This window comes from Amycolatopsis sp. NPDC003731, from assembly GCF_053586895.1.
Map to the genome: position 1 here is coordinate 1 of NZ_JBSFNC010000034.1, position 20,955 is coordinate 20,955.

Here is a 20,955-nt window from a genome sequence, read left to right on the forward strand (position 1 = left end):
GTCGCGAATGACTCATTCGGGACCTCGGACGTCCCCAATGAGTCATTCGCGACACCGCGATCACCGCCCCACCGCGTGCGTCCGGGAGCACAACGTCCCCTTCGGACGTTGTGCCCGGTATGGGATCAGGGGAATGGGCAGAACGGCCACTGGTCGGCACCGGCAGCGTCACGCCGGCCGAGCTGTTCGAACAGGGGAAGCGGCTCCGCGAGAAGACGCCGGCCGCACTGCACGACCACGCGGCCGCGGCGAAGAACCGGCCGACACCACGCGAGTACTTCGACGCCACCAACGCCGGGCGGCTCCCCGAGCTGACCGAGCTTCGTCGAGAACGCATGCGTGCCTCGCCGTTCACGTTCTTCCGCGGCGCCGCCGGCCTGATGGGAGCCGACCTCGCCGGGACGCCGTCGTCCGGCGTCACCGCTCAGCTCTGCGGTGACGCGCACGCCGCCAACTTCGGGCTCTACGGCACCCCCGAAGGCAAGATCGTCATGGACATCAACGACTTCGACGAGACCGTCCCCGGCCCGTGGGAATGGGACCTCAAGCGGCTCGCGGCCAGCCTCGTGCTCGCCGGCCGTGAAGGCGGCATCCGCGAATCGGGGTGCCGCGAGGCCGCCGAAGACGCTGTGAAGTCCTACCGCCGGACCATCCGCGCGCTCGCCGAGCTGCCGTTCCTCCGGAGCTGGAACGCTCTCCCGGATTCCTCGGTGCTTTCGAAAGCGCGGGCCGACGAGCTGATCGACGACTTCGCCGACGCGGCGGAGAAGGCGCGCAAGAACGACAGCGCGAAGGTCGCCGCGAAGTGGACCGAGCGCGTCGACGACCACGAGACCGGCCTGGCCCGCCACCGGTTCGTCGCGGACCCGCCGGTGCTGACCCACGTCGACGCCGGGACCGCCGAAGCCGTCGCCGCCGGCCTGGTGTCCTATGTGGATACACTGCGGGAGTCGCGGCGCACGCTGATCGCGCGGTACCGGCTCGCCGACGTCGCCTTCCGGGTCGTCGGCACCGGCAGCGTCGGCCTCCGCAGCTACGTCGCCCTGCTGCACGGCAACGACGACGAAGACCTGGTGCTGCAGGTGAAACAGGCCCAGCGCCCGGCCCTCGCGCCGTACCTCGACCTGCCCCCGGCCGCGCACGAGGGACAGCGCATCGTCGACGGCGCCCGGCTGGTGCAGGCGGAGACCGACATCCTGCTGGGCTGGACCACGATCGACGGCGTCCCGTTCATCGTCCGCCAGTTCCGGAACCTCAAGGGCGACATCGACCCGTCGGAACTCGAGAAGGACCACCTCGACGACTACGGCAGGCTGGCCGGCGCCCTGTTGGCCCGCGCCCACACGCGGTCGCTGCACCCGAAACTGCTCGCGGGGTACTTCGCCGACGAGTCGGAACTGGACGAGGCGATGGGCGCATACGCCGTGCGGTATGCCGACCAGACGGAGGCCGACCACGCCGCCTTCTCGCGCTACTGACGGACAGGGTGCCGGTCAACGCTGGAGATCCACTTCACCGCCGTGTTGCGGGCCCTCGCCGAGCGGATCGGTCGGCACCCGCGCTTCCTCGGCTGCGACCCGGCGCCGTGGGACAACGGCACCCACTTCACCCGCCCCGGCCTCGCCGACACCGGCAACGTGGTGGCGATCCACCCGTGGACGTCGTTCTCCGGCACGCTCGCGGCCGACCCGCTCGGCGCGGTCGCGACGCACAACGCGGAACGGCTGATCCAGGTGGCCCAGGCGTACGCGACGGACCCGGCCCGCCGCGTCTGTATCCAAAAGGACGGCGCCGCGCCGTCGATCCACTTCAGCGACGCGGCCCGCCCCCGGTACGGCGAGTGGCTGTCCCGGTCGATCCGCAACGCGGCCGCCAGTGCCCACACATCACCGAACTCCTCAGCCTGTGACCAGCGCGGCGACGTCCGCCGCACACCCCCAGGCCAAGGTGATGCCCGCTCCCCCGTGCCCGTAGCAGTGCACCACGTCGCCGGCCCGCTCCAGCCGCACCTCGGGCCGGAACGGGCGCAGCCCCACCCGCGACCGCAGCACGGCGGCGTCCGCCAGGCGCGGCTCCAGTTCCCGGCAGCGGCGCAGGATGTCCGCCGTCACGGCGGGGTTCGGGTCGGTGTCCGCGCGGCCCGGCTCCTCCGTTCCGCCGCACACGACGTGGGTGCCGTGCGGGATCACGTACGTCACGCCCGGGCCGGTCTCGTCGACCACGAACTCCGGCAGGCCCGGGTCGGTCACGTGCACGACCTGGCCGCCGACCGGGACCATCGTGCGGTCGCCCGCCAACGCGCCCGCGCCGAGGCCCGCCGCGTTCACCACGACGTCCGCGCCCAGGCCCGCCAACGACGTCAGGGGCCGGTACTCGACCCGGACGCCCAGCGCACCCAGCCGGGCGAGCAGCCACTCGAGGTACACCGGCGTATCGACCACCGCCGTCGTGAACGACACGTCGTCGCCGTCGCGGACGCCGCCCACCGCGGGGAGCCACTGCGGGTCCGGCCGGCCCGCCGCCAGCAGGACCCGGCCGCGGCGGAGGCGCACGCCCGGCGCGTCCTCGCCGCGGAACACCGCGAGGCTCGCCTCGGTCCACCGCACGATCCGATCGTCCAGGCGATGACCCGGCGGGTACACCACCCCGCCGGCGACCGCGGACGTCGACTCCTCCGGCGGAGCCGCCGCCACGACCGTCACGTCGTGGCCGGCTTCCGCCAGCCGGTGTGCGCTGCTCAGGCCGATGATCCCGGCCCCGGCGACTGTCACTCGCATCCCCGCATCGTGACGCACCTGCGGCCTCGGCGTCGCCCGGGGGCCCGGCTACCCTCGCCCGGGTGAGGACGACCGCCGCCGTCTGCGGCCTGCTCGCGCTGCTGCTGGGCCTGCCGTTCGCCGGCGGCACCACGCCCGGCGCGGTCGACGACGCCGCCGCCGCGGCCGTCGGGCACCTGAGCCCCGGCGTGCTGCGCGCGCTCGTCTTGCCGACCGAGCCGTACGTGGTGCTCGCGCTCGGCCTGCTCGCGGTCTTCCTGTGCCTGCGCGCCGGACGGCGCCTGGAGGCCGGGCTCGCCCTGGCCGTGCCGGTGCTGGCCATCCTGCTGACCAGCTGGCTGCTCAAACCGCTCTACGACCGGTGGAAGAACGACACCCTGGTCTACCCGAGCGGCCACACGGTGAGCCTGGTGGCGGTGCTGACGGTGCTCGTCCTGGTGACGCGCCGGGTCGTCGTGGCCGTGCTGTCCGCGGTGGCGCTGCTCGCCGCGGCGGCCGGGCTGGTCGGCATGGGGTACCACTACCTGACCGACGTCGTCGGCGGGACGCTCTTCGCCGTGGCGGTCGTGCTGGTCAGCTGGCCGGCACGGCGTCACGAGCCAGCGCCGTCAACCGGCTGACCGCGCGCAGGTACTTCTTGCGGTAGCCGCCGTCGACCATCTCCTCGGTGAACAGCGACGGCAGCGGCTCGCCCGACACCACCAGCGGGATGGCCCGGTCGTACAGCCGGTCGGCGAAGGCGACCAGGCGCAGCGCCACGTTCTGGTCCGGCGCCGGGTGGATGCCGCGCAGGTGCACGCGGGTGACGTCGTCGAGCAGCCGCCCGTAGCGCGACGGGTGCAGCTCCGCGAGGTGGGTGCACAACGCGTCGAAGTCGTCCACAGTGGACCCTTCGTGCGCCGCGGCCGACGCCTCCAGCTCCTCCGGCGAGACCGGCGGCGGCGCGTCCGGCAGGCCGCGGTGGCGGTAGTCCGGGCCGTCGACGCGGACCACGCCGAAGCGCGCCGACAGCGTCTGGATCTCGCGCAGGAAGTCTTCGGCGGCGAACCGGCCCTCGCCCAGCTTCTCCGGCAGGGTGTTCGACGTCGCCGCGATGAACACCCCGGCGTCCATCAGCTCCTGCAGCAGCCGGGTGACCAGGGTGGTGTCGCCCGGGTCGTCCAGCTCGAACTCGTCGATGGCCAGGATCCGGTGCGCCGACAGCCGCCGGACGGCCTCGGGGAAGCCCAGCGCCCCCACCAGGTGGGTCAGCTCGACGAAGGTGCCGTACGCCTTCGGGGACGGCGCCGCGTGCCAGGTCGAGGCGAGCAGGTGGGTCTTGCCGACGCCGAACCCGCCGTCGAGGTAGAGCCCCATCGGCCCGGACGGCTCCGAAGAACCGCGAGCCCCGCCGAACAGCTTGAACCGCTTCTTCTCCTTGCGCGCCCCGACCTTGGCGGCGAACGCCGAGCACGCCTCGACCGCGGCGGCCTGGCTGGGCTCGTCGGGATTCGGGAGGTAGGTGTCGAACCGGACGGCGTCGAAGCGCGGCGGCGGCACCAGCGCGCCGATCAGCTCGTCGGCGGACAGCTCGGGACGGCGGCCGGTCAGGTGCGCGGGCATGGTCGCAGAGCCTATCCGCGCCCGCGGTACCGATCAGCGGGTATATCCCCCGGTAGAGACGTGATTCACGCTCATGCTGGGATGATCGGGTGCAGCGTGTGTGGCCCGATCGGACGGGCGAACTGAGCGGTTCGGACCTCGAACAGGTCTACGGCTACCCCGAGGACCTGGACCGGCCCTGGGTGCAGGTGAACTTCGTCGCGTCCGCCGACGGTGCCGTCGAGATCGACACGACGTCCGCGGGGCTCTCGCACGCCGCCGACCGGAAGGTCTTCCTGCTGGGCCGTGACCTCGCCGACGTCATCCTGGTCGGTGCCGGGACGGCCCGCGCCGAGAACTACCGCGGGGTCGTCGCGGGCCCGAAACGCCTCGAACGCCGGCGCCGGCTCGGGTTCGGAGGAGTGCCGCCGATCGCCGTCGTGACGCGCACGGCGAACCTGGACCCTGCGTCGCGGCTGTTCACCGAAACGGCCGTCCCGCCGATCGTGCTCACGACGGACACCGCCGACACGCGTGCCCTCGAGGCCGCCGGGGCCGAGGTCCTGCGGGCCGGCACCGACGACGTCGACGTGCGCCGCGCTCTCGACCTGCTCGCCGCCCGCGGGTTGCGCCGCGTCGACTGCGAAGGCGGGCCCGGCCTGTTCGCCCGGCTCGTCGCCGCCGACCTCGTCGACCAGCTGTGCCTGACCGTCGCGCCGCTGCTGGTGGCCGGGACCGCGGGCCGGATCGCCGCGGGCGCCGCACCCGCCGTGCCGCGCCGGCTCGCCCTGGCCTCGATCCTCGTCGAGGACGGCTTCACGCTCCTGCGCTACCGCCGGGACGCCGGGTGAGCGACGACGCCGAGCTGCTCGCCCGGGCCGCGGGCGGCGACCACACCGCGTTCGGCGCGCTGGTGCGGGAGCACACGCCCCGGATGTACCGGGTCGCGTTGCGGATCACCGGCAGCGCGGCCGAGGCCGAGGACGTCGTGCAGGAGGCGTGGCTGGCCGCGTGGCGGTCCCTCGCCGGGTTCCGGCGGGAGTCGGCGGTGTCGACGTGGCTCTACCGCGTCGTCACCAACAGCGCGCTCGCCGTCCTGCGCCGCCGCCGTCCGACGGTGTCGCTCGACGACCCGGATCCGCAGTCCACTGTGGACAGCGCGCTGCTCGCCGCCGCGGTGCCCGGCCCCGAGGGCCGGGTCGTGCGGGCCGAAGAGGTCGACGCGGTGCTGCGCGCGGTCGGCCGGCTGGAGGTGTCCCAGCGCGTGCCGCTCGTGCTGCGGGAACTGGAAGGGCTGAGCTACGAAGAGGTCGCCGAAGTGCTCGACGTGAACGTCGGCGCCTTGCGCTCCCGGCTGCACCGGGCCAGGGTGGCGCTGCTCGCCGAGTTGAGGGAGCGGTGATGGCCCAGAGCGAGGACCCCGAGTCCGACCCCCGGTGGGACGCGGTGCGCGCCGCGGCCCGGCGCCGGGTGCCGACCCCGCCGGGCCTGGTCGAACGCGTCCTGCGGGCGGTCGCCCGCGGCCGCCGGACGGCGGTGGAGGTCCCCGGCGGCGCGGGCCGGCTGCGCGTCACCGAAGGCGTCGTCGACCGGCTGGCCCGGACGATCGCCGCGGACCGGGCCCCGTTCGGCGTGCGGATCTCGGCCGTCGCCGTCGAAGAGGACGCCGTGCAGGTGCTGGTGTCGGTGCGGTTCGGCATCATCGCCGACGCGGCCGCCGAAGCGCTCCGGCGGGAGATCACCGCCGAGCTGTCCCGGCAGCTGGGCGTCGCTTCGGTGGTGAACGTGCACGTCATCGACGTCCACCCGGGCTGAGATCAACCCGATCGGGGAACCGACTGACCATTAACCCGATCGGGGGACCTTGCGTGAGGTTTCGCGCCGCCGGGCATCGTATGGGCGAGAACAGCCGAGAGGAGCCCGAACGCATGCACCCGGAACGGACCGAAAGCCCCGGCACGGTGACCCCGCTCAACGAGGAGGGCGCCGCCGGCCGCACCACCATCTCGTCGCTGGTCGTGCAGAAGATCGCCGGCCTGGCCACCCGCGAAGTCGCCGGCGTCCACACGCTCGGCGGCGGCGGGGTGTCCCGCGCGCTCGGCGCGCTGCGCGAGCGGATCCCCGGCTCCGGCACGGTGACGACGACCGGCGTGTCGGTCGAGGTGGGCGAGAAGCAGACCGCGATCGACCTCGACGTCGTGGTGGAGTACGGCGCCCGCATCACCGACGTCGCCCGCGCGGTGCGGCGCAACGTGATCACCGCGGTCGAGCAGATCACCGGCCTCGAGGTGATCGAGGTGAACATCGCCGTCAACGACATCTTCCTGCCGGGCGAGGAAGAACCCGAATCCACCCGCGTGGAATGAGCGACCGCGCGGCGTTCCGGGCGTTCGTCCGGGCGAACCACCCGGACGTGGGTGGCGACCCGCCGGAGTTCGCCGCGGGGCTCGCGCGGTTCCGCCGGCCGGATGCCCGCCACGACGCGCCGGTCACGTTCGTGGCCCACCGCCGCTCGAGCCGCGCCCGCCGGCGCGGTGCGGTGGTTTCCCGGGTGGCGCTCTTCGCCCGCCGTGGGGTGGTGGCCGTCCTGCCCCGCTTCCGCCGCCGCCCCTCGCGCGTGCGGTGACCTTCCGTCCAGTCCAAGGAGGACATGTGAACGCAACGCAGACCGGGCTCCTGGCCGGGCTGATCCTCGGCCTCGCCGCGACCCAGGGGTTCACCGCGTTCCTGGTGACCCTGGCCGTCGGCATCATCGGCCTGGTCGCCGGCCGGGTCCTCGACGGCGAACTCGACCTCGGTGAGCTGTTCGGCAAGGGCCGCGACAAGTGAGCCCCGTCCTGGACGTGCCCCGCGAGCTCGCCGAACCGGCCGAGCGCGGCACCCTCACCATCGGGCACGCGGTGGTCCGCAAGGTCGCCCAGCACGCGGCCGGCCAGGTCCCCGGCACCGCGCGCGACGGCAAGAAGGGCCCGAAGGCCAAGGTCGGCGGCCACGACAACGACGTCGACCTCGCCCTCGACCTGGCCCTGCGCTATCCGGCGGCGGTCCGCGCGGTCGTCGGCGACGTGCGCGCGAAGGTGGCCGAAGAGGTCGAGCTGCTCACCGGCTACCGCGTGCGGAGCCTGGCCGTGACGGTGTCCGCGCTGCTGCCGGACGTCGCGCCGAGGGTGCGGTAGCCGTGCGCCCGTTCGTCCGCATCCTCGCCACCCTGCTGGGCCTGGCCTTCGCCGCGGCCGGCGCGCTGCTGGCCCTGGAGGTCGGCTGGCACTGGTGGCGCCCGGAGCCGGCGCCGCTGCTGGTCCCGTGGCCGCGGTGGCAGGCCGGTCTGGCGTCGCTGGGCTGGGACGCCTACGCGGTGCGCGTCGGCGCCGGGGTGGTCGCCGCCGCCGGCTTGGTGCTCATCGGCTGTGCCCTCGCCGCGGGCAACCGCGCGGTCCGGCTGACCGACCCGGCCGGCGACGTCAGCGTTTCGACGTCCCCGCGGTCGCTGGCCCGGCTGGTCGGGCTGACCGTGCGCGCGCAGGACAACGTCGCGGGCGCGTCGGTCACGGCGAGCGCCCGCCGCGTCCGCGTCCGCGCGAAGAGCACCCTCGAAACGGAAGCCGAGCTGCGGCCGCGCCTGCTGGCCACGGTGTCGGCCCTGCTGGACGAGCTCCCCCTGATGCGGCGGCCGAAGGTGACGGTCGTCGTCGACTCGCCGAAGGACCGCCGATGAGCCGCTCGATCGCCACGAAGGCCCTTTCCCGGTCGTACACCGGCGAACGCACGCTGACGTTCCTCGTCGGACTGCTCGCGTTCCTGGGCGGCGCGCTGGCCCTGGTGGTCGGCTTCGGCGCGCTGGGCGAGTTCCGCGGCCGCCGCCCGCTGCTCGACCCGCTCGCGCTCGAGTGGCTCGGTGCGCACGCGACCCCGGCCCGCATCGCCGCGATCGTGCTCGGCGTGCTGCTGCTGGTGCTCGGGCTCGGCTGGGCCCTGCGCTCGCTGCGCCCGGAACCGCGTCCGGACCTGGACCTCGACCGCACGGAGGGAGCGGAACTGGTGGTCACGGCGGCCGCGATCGCCGGCGCGGTCCAGACGGACGCCGAGCACCTCGACGGCGTCAGCCGCGCCCGGGTCCGCGCGGTCGGCTCGCGGACGGCCCCGGCGTTGCGCATCACGCTGTGGCTGCACGAAGGCACCGATCTCAAAGCGGTCTGGTCGGGCCTGGACACCCGGGTGCTGACCCGGGCCCGCGAATCCCTGGGCCTGGAGTCACTGCCGGCCGCGGTCCGCCTGGAACTCGACACGAGCCCCGCCAAACGCGTGCACTGAGCCACCCCACAGCCGTGTCGACCCTCCAATCACGCGAGTCGACTCCCCAATCACGCGTGTCGACGCTTCCAGCACACGCCCGCGCCGCAACCGCCCCGCCACTCGACACCAACCCCGCCGAACGCGTGCGCTGAGCCGGGGTTTTCCGCAGAATGCGGGGCATGCCCCTACCGCTGCAGCCGCCGCTGAAGCCGATGCTCGCCAAGCCCGCCAAGGCCATCCCGGACTCCGGGGGCCTGCTCTTCGAACCGAAGTGGGACGGCTTCCGCTGCATCGTCTTCCGCGACGGCGACGAACTGTACCTGCAGTCGCGCGCCGAGAAACCGCTCAACCGGTACTTCCCCGAGGCCGTCGCGAAGCTGCTGGACACCCTGCCGCCGCGGGTGGTCCTCGACGGCGAACTCGTCGTCGCGCGGGACGGGCGGCTCAACTTCGATGCGCTCACCGAACGGATCCACCCCGCCGAGAGCCGGATCACGCTGCTGGCCGGCGAGCAGCCCGCCGAGTTCGTCGCCTTCGACGTCCTCGCCCTCGGCGACGAGCTGCTGCTCGACGAACCGACGTCCGTGCGCCGGGAGCGTCTGACCGACCTGGCCGGCGACCGGTTCCCGCTCACCCCGGCCACCACCGACTCCGATACCGCGCGGCACTGGTTCGAGCTGTTCGAAGGCGCCGGCCTCGACGGCGTCATCGGCAAGCCCCTCGACGAGCCGTACACCCCCGGCAAGCGCGTCATGCTCAAGTACAAGCACGTCCGCACCGCCGACTGCGTGCTCGCCGGGCTGCGGTGGCACGTCGACGGCGGCCCCGGCGAACTCGTCGGCTCCTTCCTGCTCGGCCTGCACGACGAGAAGGGCGTGCTGCACCACGTCGGCACCGTCGGGTCGTTCCCCAAGGAGCGCCGCCGCGAGCTCGCCGAAGAGCTCGCGCCGCTGATCACCGACGGCGAGGACCACCCCTGGGGCGGCCGGGCCACCGGCGAGGCCCAGCGCATCCCGGGCGGCGTCACCCGCTGGCGCGCCACCGAGCACGAATGGGTGCCGCTGCGGCCCGAACGGGTCGTCGAGGTCGCCTACGAGAACACCGAGGGCGGGATGCCGTCGCGGTTCCGGCACAACGCGCGGTTCAAGCGCTGGCGGCCCGACCGCGAACCCGCTTCGTGCGATTACAGCCAGCTGGAGGAGCCGGCCCGCTACGACCTCGACGCCGTCTTCCGGGGCCAGGTGGTGCGGACCCGCTAACCCGCGTCCCACACCGGCCGTGCGAAGCTCGGCCTGCCCGCTGATCGACGTCCGACGTGAGGATCCCGCCCGTGCGCCGCCGCCGTACCCGTCTCCTGGCCGCGATGCTCGCCCTGACCGCGGCCGCGGGCTGCGCCGCGGGTCCGTCGGTCCGCCCGGCGCTGGTCGAGAACGACGGGAAGACGACCGGCAGCACCCCCACCCGCACGCCCGGGGTCCCGCTGCCGCCGCTGGGCGAGCCGCAGTCGCCGACGCTGAAGTGGGCCGACTGCGACGACGACACCCGCCAGCGCATCGGCACCCCCGGCGTCCCGGACAGCCTGCACTTCACCTGCGCGCGCGTCACCGCGCCGCTCGACTCCCCCGGCGAGCCGCGGCGGTCGGTGGTGCGGCTGCTGGCACTGAAGGTCGGCAGCGGGCCGGTGCCGCTGGTCGTGGTCAACGACGTCGACGGCGATCCGGGCACCGTGTACGCCGCACGGCTGGCCGCGACGCTGCCGCCCGCGTTCCTGGAGAAGTTCTCGCTGATCGGCCTGGACCGGCGGGGCACCGGGCTCTCCGGCGCGGCGCAGTGCATCCCCGCCGACATCCGGCCCGACCTCATCGCCGTCGACCCGGCGCAGGGCGGCCTGGGCGACGTCCTGGACGCCGCCCGCAAGGCCGGCCAGCAGTGCGCCATCGAGCTGGACGACTCCCAGACCGCGCTGGACAGCTGGCGCGGCGCGGGCGACCTCGACGAGCTGCGCAAGCAGCTGGGCATGGAGCGGCTGAACGCGCTCGGCCACGGCGACGGCTCGAAGGTGCTGGCCCAGTACGCGGTGCGCTTCCCCGGCCAGGTCGGGCGCTTGGTCCTCGACGGCGTGCCGGACCCGGGCGCCGACACGGCCGCGGTCCTCGACGCCGTCGCCGCCGGTGCTCAGTCCACATTGGACGCCTTCGCGGCGGACTGCGCGGCGCGGCACTGCGCCCTCGGCGACCCGAAAGCGGCGCTTTCGGCGGTCACCGACCAGCTGCGGCGCACGCCGGGGTCGACCGGCGAGGGGGTCACGTTCGGCCCGGGCATCGCGCTGTTCGCCGTCTACTCGGGACTGTCGCAGCGGTCGCGGTGGCCGGAGCTGGCCGACGCGATCGCCGCGGCACGCTCGGGCGACGTCGGCCCGCTCTCGGCGTTCGCGGCGCCGGTGTTGCGCGACACGCGCGCCCAGCCGTCCCGGATCGACGCGACGATCGCCACCCGCTGCAACGACAGCCAGACGCGGCTCTCGGCCGACCAGCTCGACCAGGTCGTGGCCGGGATGCGCGGCAAGTACCCGCAGTTCGGCGCGGTCGTCGCCCAGCAGCTGGCCTGGTGCGGGCCGTGGCCGGTGCGCACCGAGCCGCTGCCGGCGCCGGGCGCGCCGGGCGCCCCGCCGATCCTCGTCGCGGCGACGGCGACCGACCCGGTCACGCCCCAGGTCGGCAGCACCCGCGCGGCCGACCAGATGCCGTCCGCGGTGACGATCACCTGGCAGGGCGCGGGCCACGGCGCCCTCGGCGTCTCCCCCTGCGTCACGGACGCGGCCCGCGCGTTCCTCGTCGACGGCAAGATCCCCGCCGACGGCACCCTCTGCCCCGCGTGATCGAAGGGTCAGCACGCGTGATTGAAGGGTCATCTCCCGTGATTGGAGGGTCGACACGGCGCAGACCTCGTGTCGACCCTTCAATCACGCGTGTCGACCCTCCCATCACGCGTGTCGACCCTCCCATCACGCGTGTCGGCTCCGGAATCACGCGTGTCGGCCCTTTCGTCACCGGCGGGTGTTGAGGCGGGCGGCTTGGCGGGTCAGGTGGTCGACTTCGGCGAGGCTGGCCGCCTTGGCCGCGGCCTCGGCGTACAGCTTGGCCGCGGTTTCCAGGTCGCCGTCGCGCTCGTGGAGGTAGGCCGACACCGCGGTGTGGCGCGGGACCGTGGCGTCCACCTCGGCGAGTGCCGCGAGCCCAGCGCGCGGCCCGTCCGCTTCGCCGACGGCGACCGCGCGGTTGAGCCGCACGACCGGGCTGCCGGTGAGGCGCACCAGCTCGTCGTACCACTCGACGATCTGCACCCAGTCCGTCTCCGCCGCGTCCTGCGCGTCGGCGTGCAGGGCCGCGATGGCCGCCTGGGCCTGGAACTCGCCCAGCCGGTCGCGGGACAGCGCCCGCTGCAGGATCGCCACGCCCTCGGCGATCAACGCCGTGTCCCAGCGGGACCGGTCCTGCTCGGCCAGCGGGACCAGGGCGCCGTCGCCGGTCGTGCGGGAGGCCCGCCGGGCGTGGTGCAGCAGCATCAGCGCGAGCAGCCCCGCCACCTCCGGGTGGTCGATCGACGCCGCGAGCTGCCGGGTGAGCCGGATGGCCTCGGCGGCGAGGTCGACGTCCCCGGAGTAGCCCTCGTTGAACACCAGGTACAGAACGCGCAGCACGGTCGCGACGTCGCCGGGCTGGTCGAACCGCACCCCCGACACGGTCCGCTTGGCGCGGCTGATGCGCTGCGCCATGGTCGCCTCGGGCACCAGGTACGCCTGCGCGATCTGCCGCGTGGTCAGCCCGCCGACGGCCCGCAGCGTCAGCGCGACCGCGGACGACGGCGTCAGCGACGGGTGCGCGCACAGGAAGTACAGCTGCAGCGTGTCGTCCACGGCCGCCGCGGGCCCGGGCGCCACCTCGGCGTCGACGACGTCCTCGCGCTTGCGGCGGGCGGCCTCCGCCCTGGTCGCGTCGAGGAACTTCCGCCACGCCACGGTGACCAGCCAGCCCTTGGCGTCCCGGGGCGGGTCGGCCGGCCAGACCCGCAGCGCCTCGACCAGCGCTTCCTGGACGGCGTCCTCGGCCGCCGCGAACTCGGCGCCGCGGCGGACGAGGACGGCCAGAACACTCGGGGTGAGGCTGCGGAGCAGGGCTTCGTCCACGAGCTCAGCCGATCCGCTCGGCCAGCTCGACGATGATCCCCTCGGGCCCGCGGACGTAGCAGAGCTTGAAGCTGTCTTCGTACCGCACCAGCTCGCCGACGAGCTCGGCGCCGTGCGGCTTCAGCCGCGCCAGGACGTCCTCGATGTCCGCCACCTCGAACAGGATGTGCCGCAGGCCGGGCACGTTCGCCGGCGCCTGCGGATCCCCCGCCGCCCCCTCCGGCGTGCGGTACCGGATCAGCTCCAGCTTCCCGTGGCCGTCCGGCGTCCGCAGCATCGCCATGTCCGACCGGACGCCGTCCAGCCCGACGATCCGGTCGACCGCCCGGCCCTCGGTCGTCATCTCCGCCTCCACCTCGAGGCCGAGCTCGGCGAAGAACGCCTTCGCGGCCTCGAGGTCCCCGACGACGATGCCGACGTGCTCCAGCCGTGGCAGAACCATCGTGCTCCCCGTCATTCCGTGATGGTGGGCGGCGCGGTCATGAACGGCCGCAGCTCGAGCCACTCGTGGATCGGCTCCCCGTTCGGGCCGGGCGCGGCCGACAGCTCCGCGGCCAGTTCGAGGGCCCGCTCGTAGCTGTCGACGTCGATCACCGTCCAGCCGGCGATGAGGTCCTTGGTCTCGGGGAACGGGCCGTCGGTGACCGGCGGCTTTCCCTCGCCGTCGTAGCGGACGAACGTCCCCTCCGGGGAGAGGGCCTGGTGCTCGACGAACTCGCCGGTGGCCACCAGCTTGTCCCCGAAGTCCTGCATGTACTTGATGTGCGCGGAAACCTCTTCCGGCGTCCACTGGTCGATCGTCGTGTCGCAGTTGGCCGGGGCCGGCGCGCCGCGGTAGTGCTTCAGCAGCAGGTACTTGGCCATCGTGGTGCTCCCTCGGTGTCGGACGGCCCATTCTGGCCGCTCTCACCCCGGGGACGGAGCCGGTTCCGGGTTCTCGACATCGCCGGCGAGAGAAATTCGCGGCCGCCTCCTGAAGGGGGCGGCCGCGAAAGGATCACTGCCGGTAGGACTCCACCTCGGAGACCGGCCGGGCCGTGGCGTCGTCCGGGTTCTCGTGGAACTCCGTCTTCGCGCGCCGCTGGCGCAGCAGGTCCCAGCACTGGTCGAGCTGCTGCTCGACCGCGGTGAGGCGGTCCTTGTCGCCGCCGCTCAGCCCCACGCCGACCGAGCGCGACCGGAGCTCGTGCTCCTCCGCGATCAGCTCGTCGATCCGGCCCAGGATTTCGCCGTCGGCCATCTGTTCCTCCTCTTCGCGGGTGCGCTCGTGCAGACGCTACCCCGGCCCCGGGAATTCCCGCCGGGTGCGGATCGTTGACCAGGGCATGAGCACCGTTGAGCTGACCGCCGAGAACTTCGACCAGACGGTAACCGACAACGAGTTCGTCCTGATCGACTTCTGGGCGAGCTGGTGCGGGCCGTGCCGCCAGTTCGCGCCGGTCTACGAGAAGGCCTCCGAGAAGCACGACGACATCGTGTTCGCGAGCGTCGACACAGAAGCGCAGCAGCAGCTCGCGGCCGCCTTCGACGTCCGCTCCATCCCGACGCTGGCCATCATCCGGGACAAGACGCTGATCTACGCCCAGCCCGGCGCGCTGCCCGAAGCCGCCCTCGAAGACCTGATCAAGCAGGCCCGCGAGGTCGACATGGACGAGGTCAAGCGCAAGGCCGCCGAAGCCGAGGCCGAACAGGCCTGACCACCACCACACGGCGAAGGCCGCCCCCGCGGGGGCGGCCTTCGCCGTGTTCAGGAACGGGTGGCGAGCCCGCGCAGGAAGAACGCCAGGTTCGCCGGGCGCTCGGCCAGCCGTCGCATGAAGTAGCCGTACCACTCGTCGCCGTAGGGCACGTAGACGCGCATGCGCGCCCCCGAGGCCGCGATCCGCTGCTGCTCCTCCGGCCGGATGCCGTAGAGCATCTGGAACTCGTGGTCGTCGTCCTCGCGGCCGTTCTCCTCGGCCAGCGCGGCGGCGATCTCGATCATCCGCGGGTCGTGCGAGGCCACCATCGGATAGCCCTGGCCGGCCATCAGGACGCGCAGGCAGCGGACGTAGGACTTGTCCACCTCGGACTTCTCCTGGAACGCCACCGACTCCGGCTCGGCGTAGGCGCCCTTGCAGAGCCGCACGCGCGAGCCCGGGCCGGAAAGCTCCCGGCAGTCCTGCTCGGTGCGCCGCAGGTAGGCCTGCAGCACCGCGCCCACCCACGGGTACTCGCCGCGCAGCTCGCGCAGGATGCCGAGCGTCGAGTCCGTGGTGGTGTGGTCCTCCATGTCGAGCGTCACGGTGGCCCCGACCGCCTCGGCCGCCGCGCAGATCTTCCGCGCGTTCTCGAGCGCGACGTCCTCGCCGTTCGACGGCAGGAACTGCCCGACCGCCGACAGCTTCACCGAGACGTCCGCGCCCTCGGCCAGGCCTTCCGCGGCCAGCGCGGTCAGCACCGCCTCGTAGGCGGCCACGGTCGCCGCCGCCTGCGCGGCGTCGGTGGTGTCCTCGCCCAGGTGGTCGAGGGTGATCCGGCGGCCGTCCGCAGCCAGTTCCCTGGCCACGCGGACGGCGTCGGCGGTCTCGGACCCGGCGACGAACCGGCGCACCACGGAGCGCGTGGCGGGCACGGCCTCGACGAGCCGCCGGATGCCCTTCGAGCGGGCGGCGGCGAGCAGCGGGGCACGCAGCATGACGGTCTCCCTCTCAGCCCTGGTGCGGGTAACGCACGCTGGTCGGCGGCACGAACGTCTCCTTGACCGAGCGGGGGCTCGTCCAGCGGAGCAGGTTGAAGATCGAGCCGGCCTTGTCGTTGGTGCCCGAGGCCCGCGCGCCGCCGAACGGCTGCTGGCCGACGACGGCGCCGGTCGGCTTGTCGTTGACGTAGAAGTTGCCCGCGGAGAACTTCAGCGCCTCGGACGCCTTCGCGACGGCGGTGCGGTCGTTGGCGATCACCGCGCCGGTCAGCGCGTACGCGGCGGAGGAGTCGATCAGCTTCAGGACGTCGTCGAAGCCGCCGTCCTCGTAGACGTGCACCGACAGGATCGGGCCGAAGTACTCGGTCGAGAAGATCTCGTGCTTCGGGTTGTCCGAGACGAGGATCGTCGGCTTGACGAAGTAGCCGACGCTGTCGTCGGCCGTGCCGCCGGTGAGGACCTCGACCGAGGGGTCGTTCTTCACGCGGTCGAAGAGGTCGGAGTGCTTGGTGAACGCACGCCGGTCGATGACCGCGCCGCCGAAGTGCGACAGGTCGGTGACGTCGCCGTAGGACAGCGCCTCGGTCTCGGCGACCAGGCCGTCCTTCAGCTCGTTCCAGACGCTGCGCGGGATGTACGCGCGCGAAGCGGCGGAGCACTTCTGGCCCTGGTACTCGAAGGCGCCGCGGACCAGGGCGGTGCGCAGGACGTCGACGTCGGCGGAGGTGTGCGCGAGCACGAAGTCCTTGCCGCCGGTCTCGCCGACCAGCCGCGGGTAGCCGCGGTAGCCCGCGATGTTCGCGCCGACCGTGCCCCACAGGTGCTGGAAGGTCGCGGTCGAGCCGGTGAAGTGGATACCGGCCAGGTCGCGGTGGGTCAGGGCGACCTCGGAGACGGCCTTGCCGTCGCCCGGCAGCAGGTTGATCACGCCCGGCGGCATCCCGGCCTCTTCGAGCAGCCGCATGGTCAGGTGCGCCGCGAACGACTGCGTCGGCGACGGCTTCCACAGCACGGTGTTGCCCATCAGCGCGGGCGCGGTCGGCAGGTTGCCGGCGATCGCGGTGAAGTTGAACGGCGTGATCGCGTAGACGAACCCTTCCAGGGGCCGGTGCTCCATCCGGTTCCACACGCCCGGCGAGCTGATCGGCTGCTCGGCGAGGATGCGGCGGCCGAACTCGACGTTGAAGCGCCAGAAGTCGGCGAGCTCGCAGGCGGAGTCGATCTCGGCCTGGGTCGCGGTCTTGGACTGGCCGAGCATGGTGGCGGCGTTGAGCGTGGCGCGCCACTTGCCGGTGAGCAGGTCGGCGGCGCGCAGCAGGATCGCGGCGCGGTCATCGTAGGACAGCGCGCGCCACTCCGGCGCGGCCTTCGCGGCGGCCGCGATGGCGTCGGTGGCGTCCTGCTGGGTGGCGCTGTGGATGGTGCCGAGGACGTGCTTGTGGTTGTGCGGCTGGACGACGTCGATCTTCTCGCCGCCACCGGGGCGCTGCTCGCCGCCGATGGTGACGGTCAGGTCGACCGGTTCCGCATGGCCCAGCCGCTTGAGCGCACCCTCGAGTTCCGCGCGCTCAGCGCTGCCCGGCGCGTAGGTCAGCACCGGCTCGTTCGTCGGGGCGGGGGTCTGGGTCACGGCGTCCACGGCGGCTCCTCTGCTCTGTAGTCCAGATGCCCCGAACGGTAACTCCGGACACGCTCCGGCGGCTTGTCCGATCGGCTAAAATCGCTCGTATGATCTTGGCTGATCGGCTAACACCGCCGTGACGTCGTTGCGCCACGTCCTGGCGACGCTCGGCGAGCCGCTCGTCGAGGTCGTCGTGGCACCACACGGCCTCGGCGTCGCCGTCACCGACGTCGTGATCCTCGACCCGGAGGACCCCTTGGAGGCCTCCCCCAGCGACCTGGTGCTGGTGATCGGCGCGCGCGGCCGGGCGGCGGCGCCGGCCATCCGCGCGGCCGGGCGCGGCGGCGCGGCCGCGGTGGCGGTCAAGGGCGCGACGGGTGCCGACGTCGCCGCCGACGCGGGCGTCGCGCTGCTGACGGTCGGGTCGGAAGCACGCTGGGAGCAGGTGGAATCGCTGGCCCGCGGCGTCGTCGAGGCGGCGCGCGCGGGCGGTGAAGCGGCCAGCGGCGAGGTCCTCGGCGACCTGTTCGCCCTGGCCCAGACGATCGCGACGCTCACCGGCGGCCTGGTCAGCATCGAAGACACCGCGAACCGCGTGCTCGCGTACTCGCGCGCCGGCGACGAGGTCGACGAACTGCGGCGGCTGTCGATCCTCGGCCGCGAGGGGCCGGAGCGCTACCTCGCGATGTTGCGCGAATGGGGCGTCTACCAGCGGTTGCGCGCCGGGGAAGGGATCGTCCGGATCGACGAGCGGCCCGAGCTGGGCATCCGCCGCCGCATCGCGGCCGGCATCCACGCGGGCAAGCAGCCGCTGGGCACGATCTGGGTCCAGGAGGGCGCGCAGCCGCTCACCGAGCGGGCCGAGACGGCGCTGCTCGGCGCGAGCCGCACCCTGGCGCCGCAGCTGATCCGGGCGCGCACGCTGCCGAGCCCGGAGCTGCGGCTGCGCGAGGATCTTCTGGCGAGCCTGCTGGAAGGCCGGCTCGACGCGGAGTCCGTCGCCGACGACATCGGCGCCGATCCGGCCCGGCCGGCCCAGGTGCTGGCGTTTTCCCTGGAACGGTCGGACAACCGGCAGCTGCGGCGGGCCGAACTGGTCCACCTGATCGCCGTGCACACGGCGGCCTACCGGCGCAGCGCGCTGGTGAGCGTGATCGGCGGCCGCGTCTACGCGCTGCTGCCGGACCTGCCCGAGCACTCGGACGCGGCAGTGCTCGCGCTGGCCCGCGAAATCACCGCGACGGCCCGCCGGCACCTGGACGTCCCGGTCCGGGCGGCCGTCGGCGGCGTGGTCCCCCGGCTGTCGGAGGCGGCGGCATCCCGCGGCGACGCCGACCGCGTCCTGGCGGCGATGACCCGCGGGCACTGGGCGGCGGACGTGGCGTCGCTGGCCGACGTCCGCGCCGAGGTGCTGCTGTCGGAGGTGCTGGCCTACCTGGGGTCGCAGCCGCGGATCCGCGACCCGCGGCTGACCGCGCTGGTGGAGCACGACACCGAGCACGGCGGCATCCTGGTCCCGGCGGTCCTGGCCTGGCTGAACGCCTTCGGCGACGTCCGCGCCGCAGCCCGGGTGCTGAACATCCACCCCAACACGGTCCGCTACCGGGTCCGGCGCGCGGCGGAGGTGTCCGGAGTGGACTTCGACGACCCGGCGCAGCGCCTGTTAACTCAGCTGCAGCTTCGGCTGTGAAGCTGCTAGCTTCGCGCGCGTGGATCTCTTTTCGCGCACGTGGGCGGCGTTGCGCGCCGCGGTCGCTTCCCTCCCCGACTCGGAGTTTTCGAAGCCCTCGGGCTGCCGCGGGTGGCTGGTCCGGGACCTGGTCTGCCACCTGGTGATCGACGCGCAGGACGTGCTGATCACCCTCGCCACCCCGGCCTCCTCGGCGTTGACGCACGACGCGATCACGTACTGGGCGGTGTCGTCGTCGCTGCCTTCGGGCGAGGACCCGCTGTCGGCGCTGATCGTCCGCCTGGCGGCGGCGTACGAGGACCCGGCGCTGCTGAAGTTCCACCTGGACGACGTGGGCGCGGCGGCGGGCCGGGCGGCGGACCTGGTGGACCCGGGAGAGCGGGTGTCGACCCAGGAGATGGTCCTGACGGCGGGCGACTACCTGTCGGCGTACGTGCTGGAGTGGACGCTGCACCACCTGGACCTGGTGGCACACGTGCCGTCGGTGCCGGGCCCGCCGGCGGAGGGGCTGGCGCGGACCCGGGCGATGCTGGAGAAGATCGCGGGGGCGGAGTTCCCGGCGTCGTTCTCGGACGAGGACGTCCTGCTGGTCGGGACCGGCCGGCGCGCGGCTTCGGACGAGGAGACGGCCTTGCTGGGCGATCTGGCCGCACGGCTGCCGCTGGTGCTCGGGTGAGGCAGGGCGCCCTGCCTCACCCGGCTCACCTCACGCCCGCACCAGGCTGAACCGGCGCCGCTCGACGTCGATCTGCTGGATGCGGACCGACAGCCGCGTCCCGGCCTGCGGGGCCTCGTTCGTCACCAGCAAGCCGTGGATGCCGTCCGCGACTTCGACGAACGCGCCGAACGGCACCACCCGGGTCACGACGCCGTCGAGGACGCCGCCCTCGGCGTGGGCCGCCACGAACTCCTGCCATGGGGTCATGCGATTTCACCTCCTTCCCGCGCACGTCCCGATCACGAGGACAGTCGCGCGGAGACGGCGGGCCACGGGCCCGCCCGGAGGTCACGGCTCAGCCGGGTACCCCGTCTGCTCACGGCTCGAGGCCGACCCGGCAGTCATCCGGAAACCATACCGGAATTCGCCGTCGAAATTCGTTGACCTGATATCCGCAGATCAGGAAATAGGCTGACGCTGCCCCGCCAGTTCGGCGAGCGCGGCGAAAGAATCGAGCCGGGCGGATTGGTCGTGGGCGGCGGTCGTGGCGAGGATTTCGTCGGCGCCGGTGAGCGCGACCAGCCTGCCCAGCCGCTCCTCGACCTCGGCCGGCGTCCCCCAGATCTGACCGTCCACAGTCTCCTCGAGCCGCTTGCGCTCGCGGTCGGTCATCGGCGCCGCGAGGATCTCGTCCGGCGGGTTCAGCGGCGGGAAAACGCCGTGGGAGCGCGAATACACCGTCGCCCAGGCTTCCGAGACGAGCAGGCGGCGCGCGGCCGCCGCCGAGTCCGCCACCGCGATCGCCGTCGACACCACCACGTACGGCTCGCGCGCCCACTCGGACGGCTGAAACCCGTCCCGGTACCGCGTCACGGCTTCGGCCAGGGCCTGTTCGCCGCGCACCGGGGCGATCACCAGCGGCAGCCCGAGCTCCGCGGCGAGGTCCGCGCCCGACCCGGTGGCCAGCAGGAACGGCGGCACGCGCAGCCCCTCGGCCGGGTAGGCGTGCACCCCGCGGTGCTCGCCCGCGAAGAACCCGAGCAGCGCACGGACCTGCGCCCCGAAGCCGTCGGCCGCTTCCTTGCCGTGGCCCAGCGCTTCGCGGACGCCGGCGGTGAACCCGACGGACCGGCCGAGTCCCATGTCGATCCGGCCCGGGTGAAGCGCTTCCAGGACGCCGAACTGCTCGGCCACGACCAGCGGCCGGTGGTTCGGCAGCATCACACCCCCGGTCCCGACGCGGATGCGGCTCGTCGCCCCCGCGACGGCGGCGGCCAGCACGGTCGGCGCGGACCCGGCGACGCCCGGCACGCCGTGGTGTTCGGACACCCAGAACCGGTGGTAGCCCAGCCGTTCGACGTCGGCGGCGAAGGCGACGGTGTCCCGCAGCGCCTGCGCGGGCCCGCGGTGCCGCCGCACCGGCGAACGGTCGAGCACGGAGATCCTCACGCCGGGTGCAACGCCCACCG

At 73.4% G+C, this 20,955-nt stretch carries 27 protein-coding genes; 16 read left to right on the forward strand and 11 right to left on the reverse strand.

What is annotated here, in order from left to right; all coding sequences use genetic code 11:
- Positions 1-119 precede the first annotated feature (119 nt).
- The gene (locus ACWDN5_RS16750) at positions 120-1,478 is read left to right on the forward strand and encodes a DUF2252 domain-containing protein (protein ID WP_449676940.1); all 1,359 of its coding nucleotides are present in this window, start codon (positions 120-122) and stop codon (positions 1,476-1,478) included.
- Here the strand turns inward: ACWDN5_RS16750 and ACWDN5_RS16755 are convergent.
- Positions 1,472-1,885, reverse strand: coding sequence for a hypothetical protein (locus ACWDN5_RS16755; RefSeq protein ID WP_449676941.1), 414 nt, complete (start codon positions 1,883-1,885; stop codon positions 1,472-1,474). The two genes, ACWDN5_RS16750 and ACWDN5_RS16755, sit on opposite strands and share 7 nt — an antisense overlap.
- Positions 1,886-1,898: 13 nt before the next feature.
- Positions 1,899-2,777: an FAD-dependent oxidoreductase gene (locus ACWDN5_RS16760; protein WP_449676942.1), complete on the reverse strand. Its 879-nt coding sequence runs from the start codon at positions 2,775-2,777 to the stop codon at positions 1,899-1,901.
- Positions 2,778-2,839: 62 nt separating this feature from the next.
- Here ACWDN5_RS16760 and ACWDN5_RS16765 point away from each other — a divergent pair, with 62 nt between their 5' ends.
- On the forward strand, positions 2,840-3,397 hold the full coding sequence (locus ACWDN5_RS16765) for a phosphatase PAP2 family protein (RefSeq protein ID WP_449676943.1): 558 nt from the start codon (positions 2,840-2,842) through the stop codon (positions 3,395-3,397).
- Here ACWDN5_RS16765 and zapE read toward each other — a convergent pair.
- Positions 3,351-4,379 (reverse strand): cell division protein ZapE, encoded by a 1,029-nt coding sequence (gene zapE / locus ACWDN5_RS16770; protein ID WP_310974950.1) that lies wholly within the window; start codon positions 4,377-4,379, stop codon positions 3,351-3,353. The two genes, ACWDN5_RS16765 and zapE, sit on opposite strands and share 47 nt — an antisense overlap.
- An 89-nt stretch (positions 4,380-4,468) precedes the next feature.
- Between zapE and ACWDN5_RS16775 the strand changes: the two genes are divergently transcribed.
- From ACWDN5_RS16775 to ACWDN5_RS16825, 11 genes are all read left to right on the forward strand, one after another.
- Positions 4,469-5,209, forward strand: coding sequence for a pyrimidine reductase family protein (locus ACWDN5_RS16775; protein ID WP_449676944.1), 741 nt, complete (start codon positions 4,469-4,471; stop codon positions 5,207-5,209).
- Entirely contained in the window at positions 5,206-5,760 is a 555-nt protein-coding gene (locus ACWDN5_RS16780; protein ID WP_310974948.1) for an RNA polymerase sigma factor, read from the forward strand. Before ACWDN5_RS16775 ends, ACWDN5_RS16780 begins: the two co-directional genes overlap by 4 nt.
- Positions 5,760-6,173: an Asp23/Gls24 family envelope stress response protein gene (locus ACWDN5_RS16785; RefSeq protein ID WP_310974947.1), complete on the forward strand. Its 414-nt coding sequence runs from the start codon at positions 5,760-5,762 to the stop codon at positions 6,171-6,173. Before ACWDN5_RS16780 ends, ACWDN5_RS16785 begins: the two co-directional genes overlap by 1 nt.
- A 113-nt stretch (positions 6,174-6,286) precedes the next feature.
- Positions 6,287-6,724 carry an Asp23/Gls24 family envelope stress response protein gene (locus tag ACWDN5_RS16790; protein ID WP_310974946.1) on the forward strand — a complete coding sequence of 146 codons (438 nt, stop codon included), beginning with the start codon at positions 6,287-6,289 and terminating at the stop codon, positions 6,722-6,724.
- Positions 6,721-6,984, forward strand: a complete 264-nt coding sequence (locus tag ACWDN5_RS16795; RefSeq protein WP_449676945.1) for a hypothetical protein — start codon at positions 6,721-6,723, stop codon at positions 6,982-6,984. The genes ACWDN5_RS16790 and ACWDN5_RS16795 overlap by 4 nt, the downstream gene beginning before the upstream one ends.
- Before the next feature lie 26 nt (positions 6,985-7,010).
- Positions 7,011-7,187, forward strand: coding sequence for a hypothetical protein (locus ACWDN5_RS16800; protein ID WP_013224542.1), 177 nt, complete (start codon positions 7,011-7,013; stop codon positions 7,185-7,187).
- Positions 7,184-7,534 carry an Asp23/Gls24 family envelope stress response protein gene (locus ACWDN5_RS16805; RefSeq protein ID WP_310974944.1) on the forward strand — a complete coding sequence of 117 codons (351 nt, stop codon included), beginning with the start codon at positions 7,184-7,186 and terminating at the stop codon, positions 7,532-7,534. The genes ACWDN5_RS16800 and ACWDN5_RS16805 overlap by 4 nt, the downstream gene beginning before the upstream one ends.
- A 2-nt stretch (positions 7,535-7,536) precedes the next feature.
- Positions 7,537-8,073, forward strand: a complete 537-nt coding sequence (locus ACWDN5_RS16810) for a DUF6286 domain-containing protein (RefSeq protein WP_310974943.1) — start codon at positions 7,537-7,539, stop codon at positions 8,071-8,073.
- On the forward strand, positions 8,070-8,669 hold the full coding sequence (locus ACWDN5_RS16815; RefSeq protein WP_310974942.1) for an Asp23/Gls24 family envelope stress response protein: 600 nt from the start codon (positions 8,070-8,072) through the stop codon (positions 8,667-8,669). The genes ACWDN5_RS16810 and ACWDN5_RS16815 overlap by 4 nt, the downstream gene beginning before the upstream one ends.
- Positions 8,670-8,830: 161 nt before the next feature.
- Positions 8,831-9,910 (forward strand): ATP-dependent DNA ligase, encoded by a 1,080-nt coding sequence (locus ACWDN5_RS16820; protein ID WP_310974941.1) that lies wholly within the window; start codon positions 8,831-8,833, stop codon positions 9,908-9,910.
- 71 nt (positions 9,911-9,981) lie between these two features.
- Complete coding sequence (locus tag ACWDN5_RS16825; RefSeq protein WP_449676946.1) at positions 9,982-11,529, forward strand: alpha/beta hydrolase; 1,548 nt, start codon at positions 9,982-9,984, stop codon at positions 11,527-11,529.
- Between the two features lie 168 nt (positions 11,530-11,697).
- On the opposite strand, the gene ACWDN5_RS16830 is transcribed toward ACWDN5_RS16825, so the two are convergent.
- The 4 genes from ACWDN5_RS16830 to ACWDN5_RS16845 form a co-directional block, all read right to left on the reverse strand.
- Positions 11,698-12,837, reverse strand: coding sequence for an RNA polymerase sigma factor (locus ACWDN5_RS16830; protein ID WP_449676947.1), 1,140 nt, complete (start codon positions 12,835-12,837; stop codon positions 11,698-11,700).
- A 4-nt stretch (positions 12,838-12,841) separates the two neighbouring features.
- Positions 12,842-13,279, reverse strand: coding sequence for a VOC family protein (locus tag ACWDN5_RS16835; protein WP_449676948.1), 438 nt, complete (start codon positions 13,277-13,279; stop codon positions 12,842-12,844).
- Between the two features lie 11 nt (positions 13,280-13,290).
- Positions 13,291-13,701, reverse strand: coding sequence for a YciI family protein (locus ACWDN5_RS16840; RefSeq protein ID WP_310974938.1), 411 nt, complete (start codon positions 13,699-13,701; stop codon positions 13,291-13,293).
- A gap of 133 nt (positions 13,702-13,834) precedes the next feature.
- The gene (locus tag ACWDN5_RS16845; protein WP_310974937.1) at positions 13,835-14,077 is read right to left on the reverse strand and encodes a DUF2630 family protein; all 243 of its coding nucleotides are present in this window, start codon (positions 14,075-14,077) and stop codon (positions 13,835-13,837) included.
- Between the two features lie 85 nt (positions 14,078-14,162).
- On the opposite strand from ACWDN5_RS16845, the gene trxA reads away from it, so the two are divergent.
- The gene (trxA, locus tag ACWDN5_RS16850; RefSeq protein ID WP_072480358.1) at positions 14,163-14,534 is read left to right on the forward strand and encodes a thioredoxin; all 372 of its coding nucleotides are present in this window, start codon (positions 14,163-14,165) and stop codon (positions 14,532-14,534) included.
- Between the two features lie 50 nt (positions 14,535-14,584).
- On the opposite strand, the gene ACWDN5_RS16855 is transcribed toward trxA, so the two are convergent.
- Positions 14,585-15,514 carry a proline dehydrogenase family protein gene (locus ACWDN5_RS16855; RefSeq protein ID WP_310974936.1) on the reverse strand — a complete coding sequence of 310 codons (930 nt, stop codon included), beginning with the start codon at positions 15,512-15,514 and terminating at the stop codon, positions 14,585-14,587.
- Positions 15,515-15,527: 13 nt separating this feature from the next.
- Positions 15,528-17,156, reverse strand: coding sequence for an L-glutamate gamma-semialdehyde dehydrogenase (gene pruA / locus ACWDN5_RS16860; protein ID WP_449676949.1), 1,629 nt, complete (start codon positions 17,154-17,156; stop codon positions 15,528-15,530).
- A 118-nt stretch (positions 17,157-17,274) separates the two neighbouring features.
- Between pruA and ACWDN5_RS16865 the strand changes: the two genes are divergently transcribed.
- Together ACWDN5_RS16865 and ACWDN5_RS16870 are read left to right on the forward strand one after the other, a co-directional pair.
- A complete protein-coding gene (locus ACWDN5_RS16865; protein ID WP_449676950.1) occupies positions 17,275-18,828 on the forward strand; it encodes a PucR family transcriptional regulator in 1,554 nt (517 codons plus the stop codon).
- 19 nt (positions 18,829-18,847) lie between these two features.
- The gene (locus ACWDN5_RS16870; RefSeq protein WP_449676951.1) at positions 18,848-19,504 is read left to right on the forward strand and encodes a maleylpyruvate isomerase N-terminal domain-containing protein; all 657 of its coding nucleotides are present in this window, start codon (positions 18,848-18,850) and stop codon (positions 19,502-19,504) included.
- Between the two features lie 30 nt (positions 19,505-19,534).
- Here ACWDN5_RS16870 and ACWDN5_RS16875 read toward each other — a convergent pair whose 3' ends face one another.
- On the reverse strand, positions 19,535-19,753 hold the full coding sequence (locus ACWDN5_RS16875; RefSeq protein ID WP_310974932.1) for a S1 RNA-binding domain-containing protein: 219 nt from the start codon (positions 19,751-19,753) through the stop codon (positions 19,535-19,537).
- 192 nt (positions 19,754-19,945) lie between these two features.
- The gene (locus ACWDN5_RS16880; RefSeq protein WP_449676952.1) at positions 19,946-20,923 is read right to left on the reverse strand and encodes an LLM class flavin-dependent oxidoreductase; all 978 of its coding nucleotides are present in this window, start codon (positions 20,921-20,923) and stop codon (positions 19,946-19,948) included.
- Positions 20,924-20,955: the final 32 nt, after the last annotated feature.

Excerpts from the sequence above, each read along its gene's own strand:
- ACWDN5_RS16750 (WP_449676940.1), top strand. The coding sequence starts at position 120 with ATGGGATCAGGGGAATGGGCAGAACGGCCACTGGTCGGCACCGGCAGC.
- ACWDN5_RS16760 (WP_449676942.1), bottom strand. The coding sequence starts at position 2,777 with ATGCGAGTGACAGTCGCCGGGGCCGGGATCATCGGCCTGAGCAGCGCA.
- zapE (WP_310974950.1), bottom strand. The coding sequence starts at position 4,379 with ATGCCCGCGCACCTGACCGGCCGCCGTCCCGAGCTGTCCGCCGACGAG.
- ACWDN5_RS16785 (WP_310974947.1), top strand. The coding sequence starts at position 5,760 with ATGGCCCAGAGCGAGGACCCCGAGTCCGACCCCCGGTGGGACGCGGTG.
- ACWDN5_RS16790 (WP_310974946.1), top strand. The coding sequence starts at position 6,287 with ATGCACCCGGAACGGACCGAAAGCCCCGGCACGGTGACCCCGCTCAAC.
- ACWDN5_RS16795 (WP_449676945.1), top strand. The coding sequence starts at position 6,721 with ATGAGCGACCGCGCGGCGTTCCGGGCGTTCGTCCGGGCGAACCACCCG.
- ACWDN5_RS16815 (WP_310974942.1), top strand. The coding sequence starts at position 8,070 with ATGAGCCGCTCGATCGCCACGAAGGCCCTTTCCCGGTCGTACACCGGC.
- ACWDN5_RS16820 (WP_310974941.1), top strand. The coding sequence starts at position 8,831 with ATGCCCCTACCGCTGCAGCCGCCGCTGAAGCCGATGCTCGCCAAGCCC.
- ACWDN5_RS16835 (WP_449676948.1), bottom strand. The coding sequence starts at position 13,279 with ATGGTTCTGCCACGGCTGGAGCACGTCGGCATCGTCGTCGGGGACCTC.
- ACWDN5_RS16840 (WP_310974938.1), bottom strand. The coding sequence starts at position 13,701 with ATGGCCAAGTACCTGCTGCTGAAGCACTACCGCGGCGCGCCGGCCCCG.
- ACWDN5_RS16845 (WP_310974937.1), bottom strand. The coding sequence starts at position 14,077 with ATGGCCGACGGCGAAATCCTGGGCCGGATCGACGAGCTGATCGCGGAG.
- trxA (WP_072480358.1), top strand. The coding sequence starts at position 14,163 with ATGAGCACCGTTGAGCTGACCGCCGAGAACTTCGACCAGACGGTAACC.
- ACWDN5_RS16855 (WP_310974936.1), bottom strand. The coding sequence starts at position 15,514 with ATGCTGCGTGCCCCGCTGCTCGCCGCCGCCCGCTCGAAGGGCATCCGG.
- ACWDN5_RS16875 (WP_310974932.1), bottom strand. The coding sequence starts at position 19,753 with ATGACCCCATGGCAGGAGTTCGTGGCGGCCCACGCCGAGGGCGGCGTC.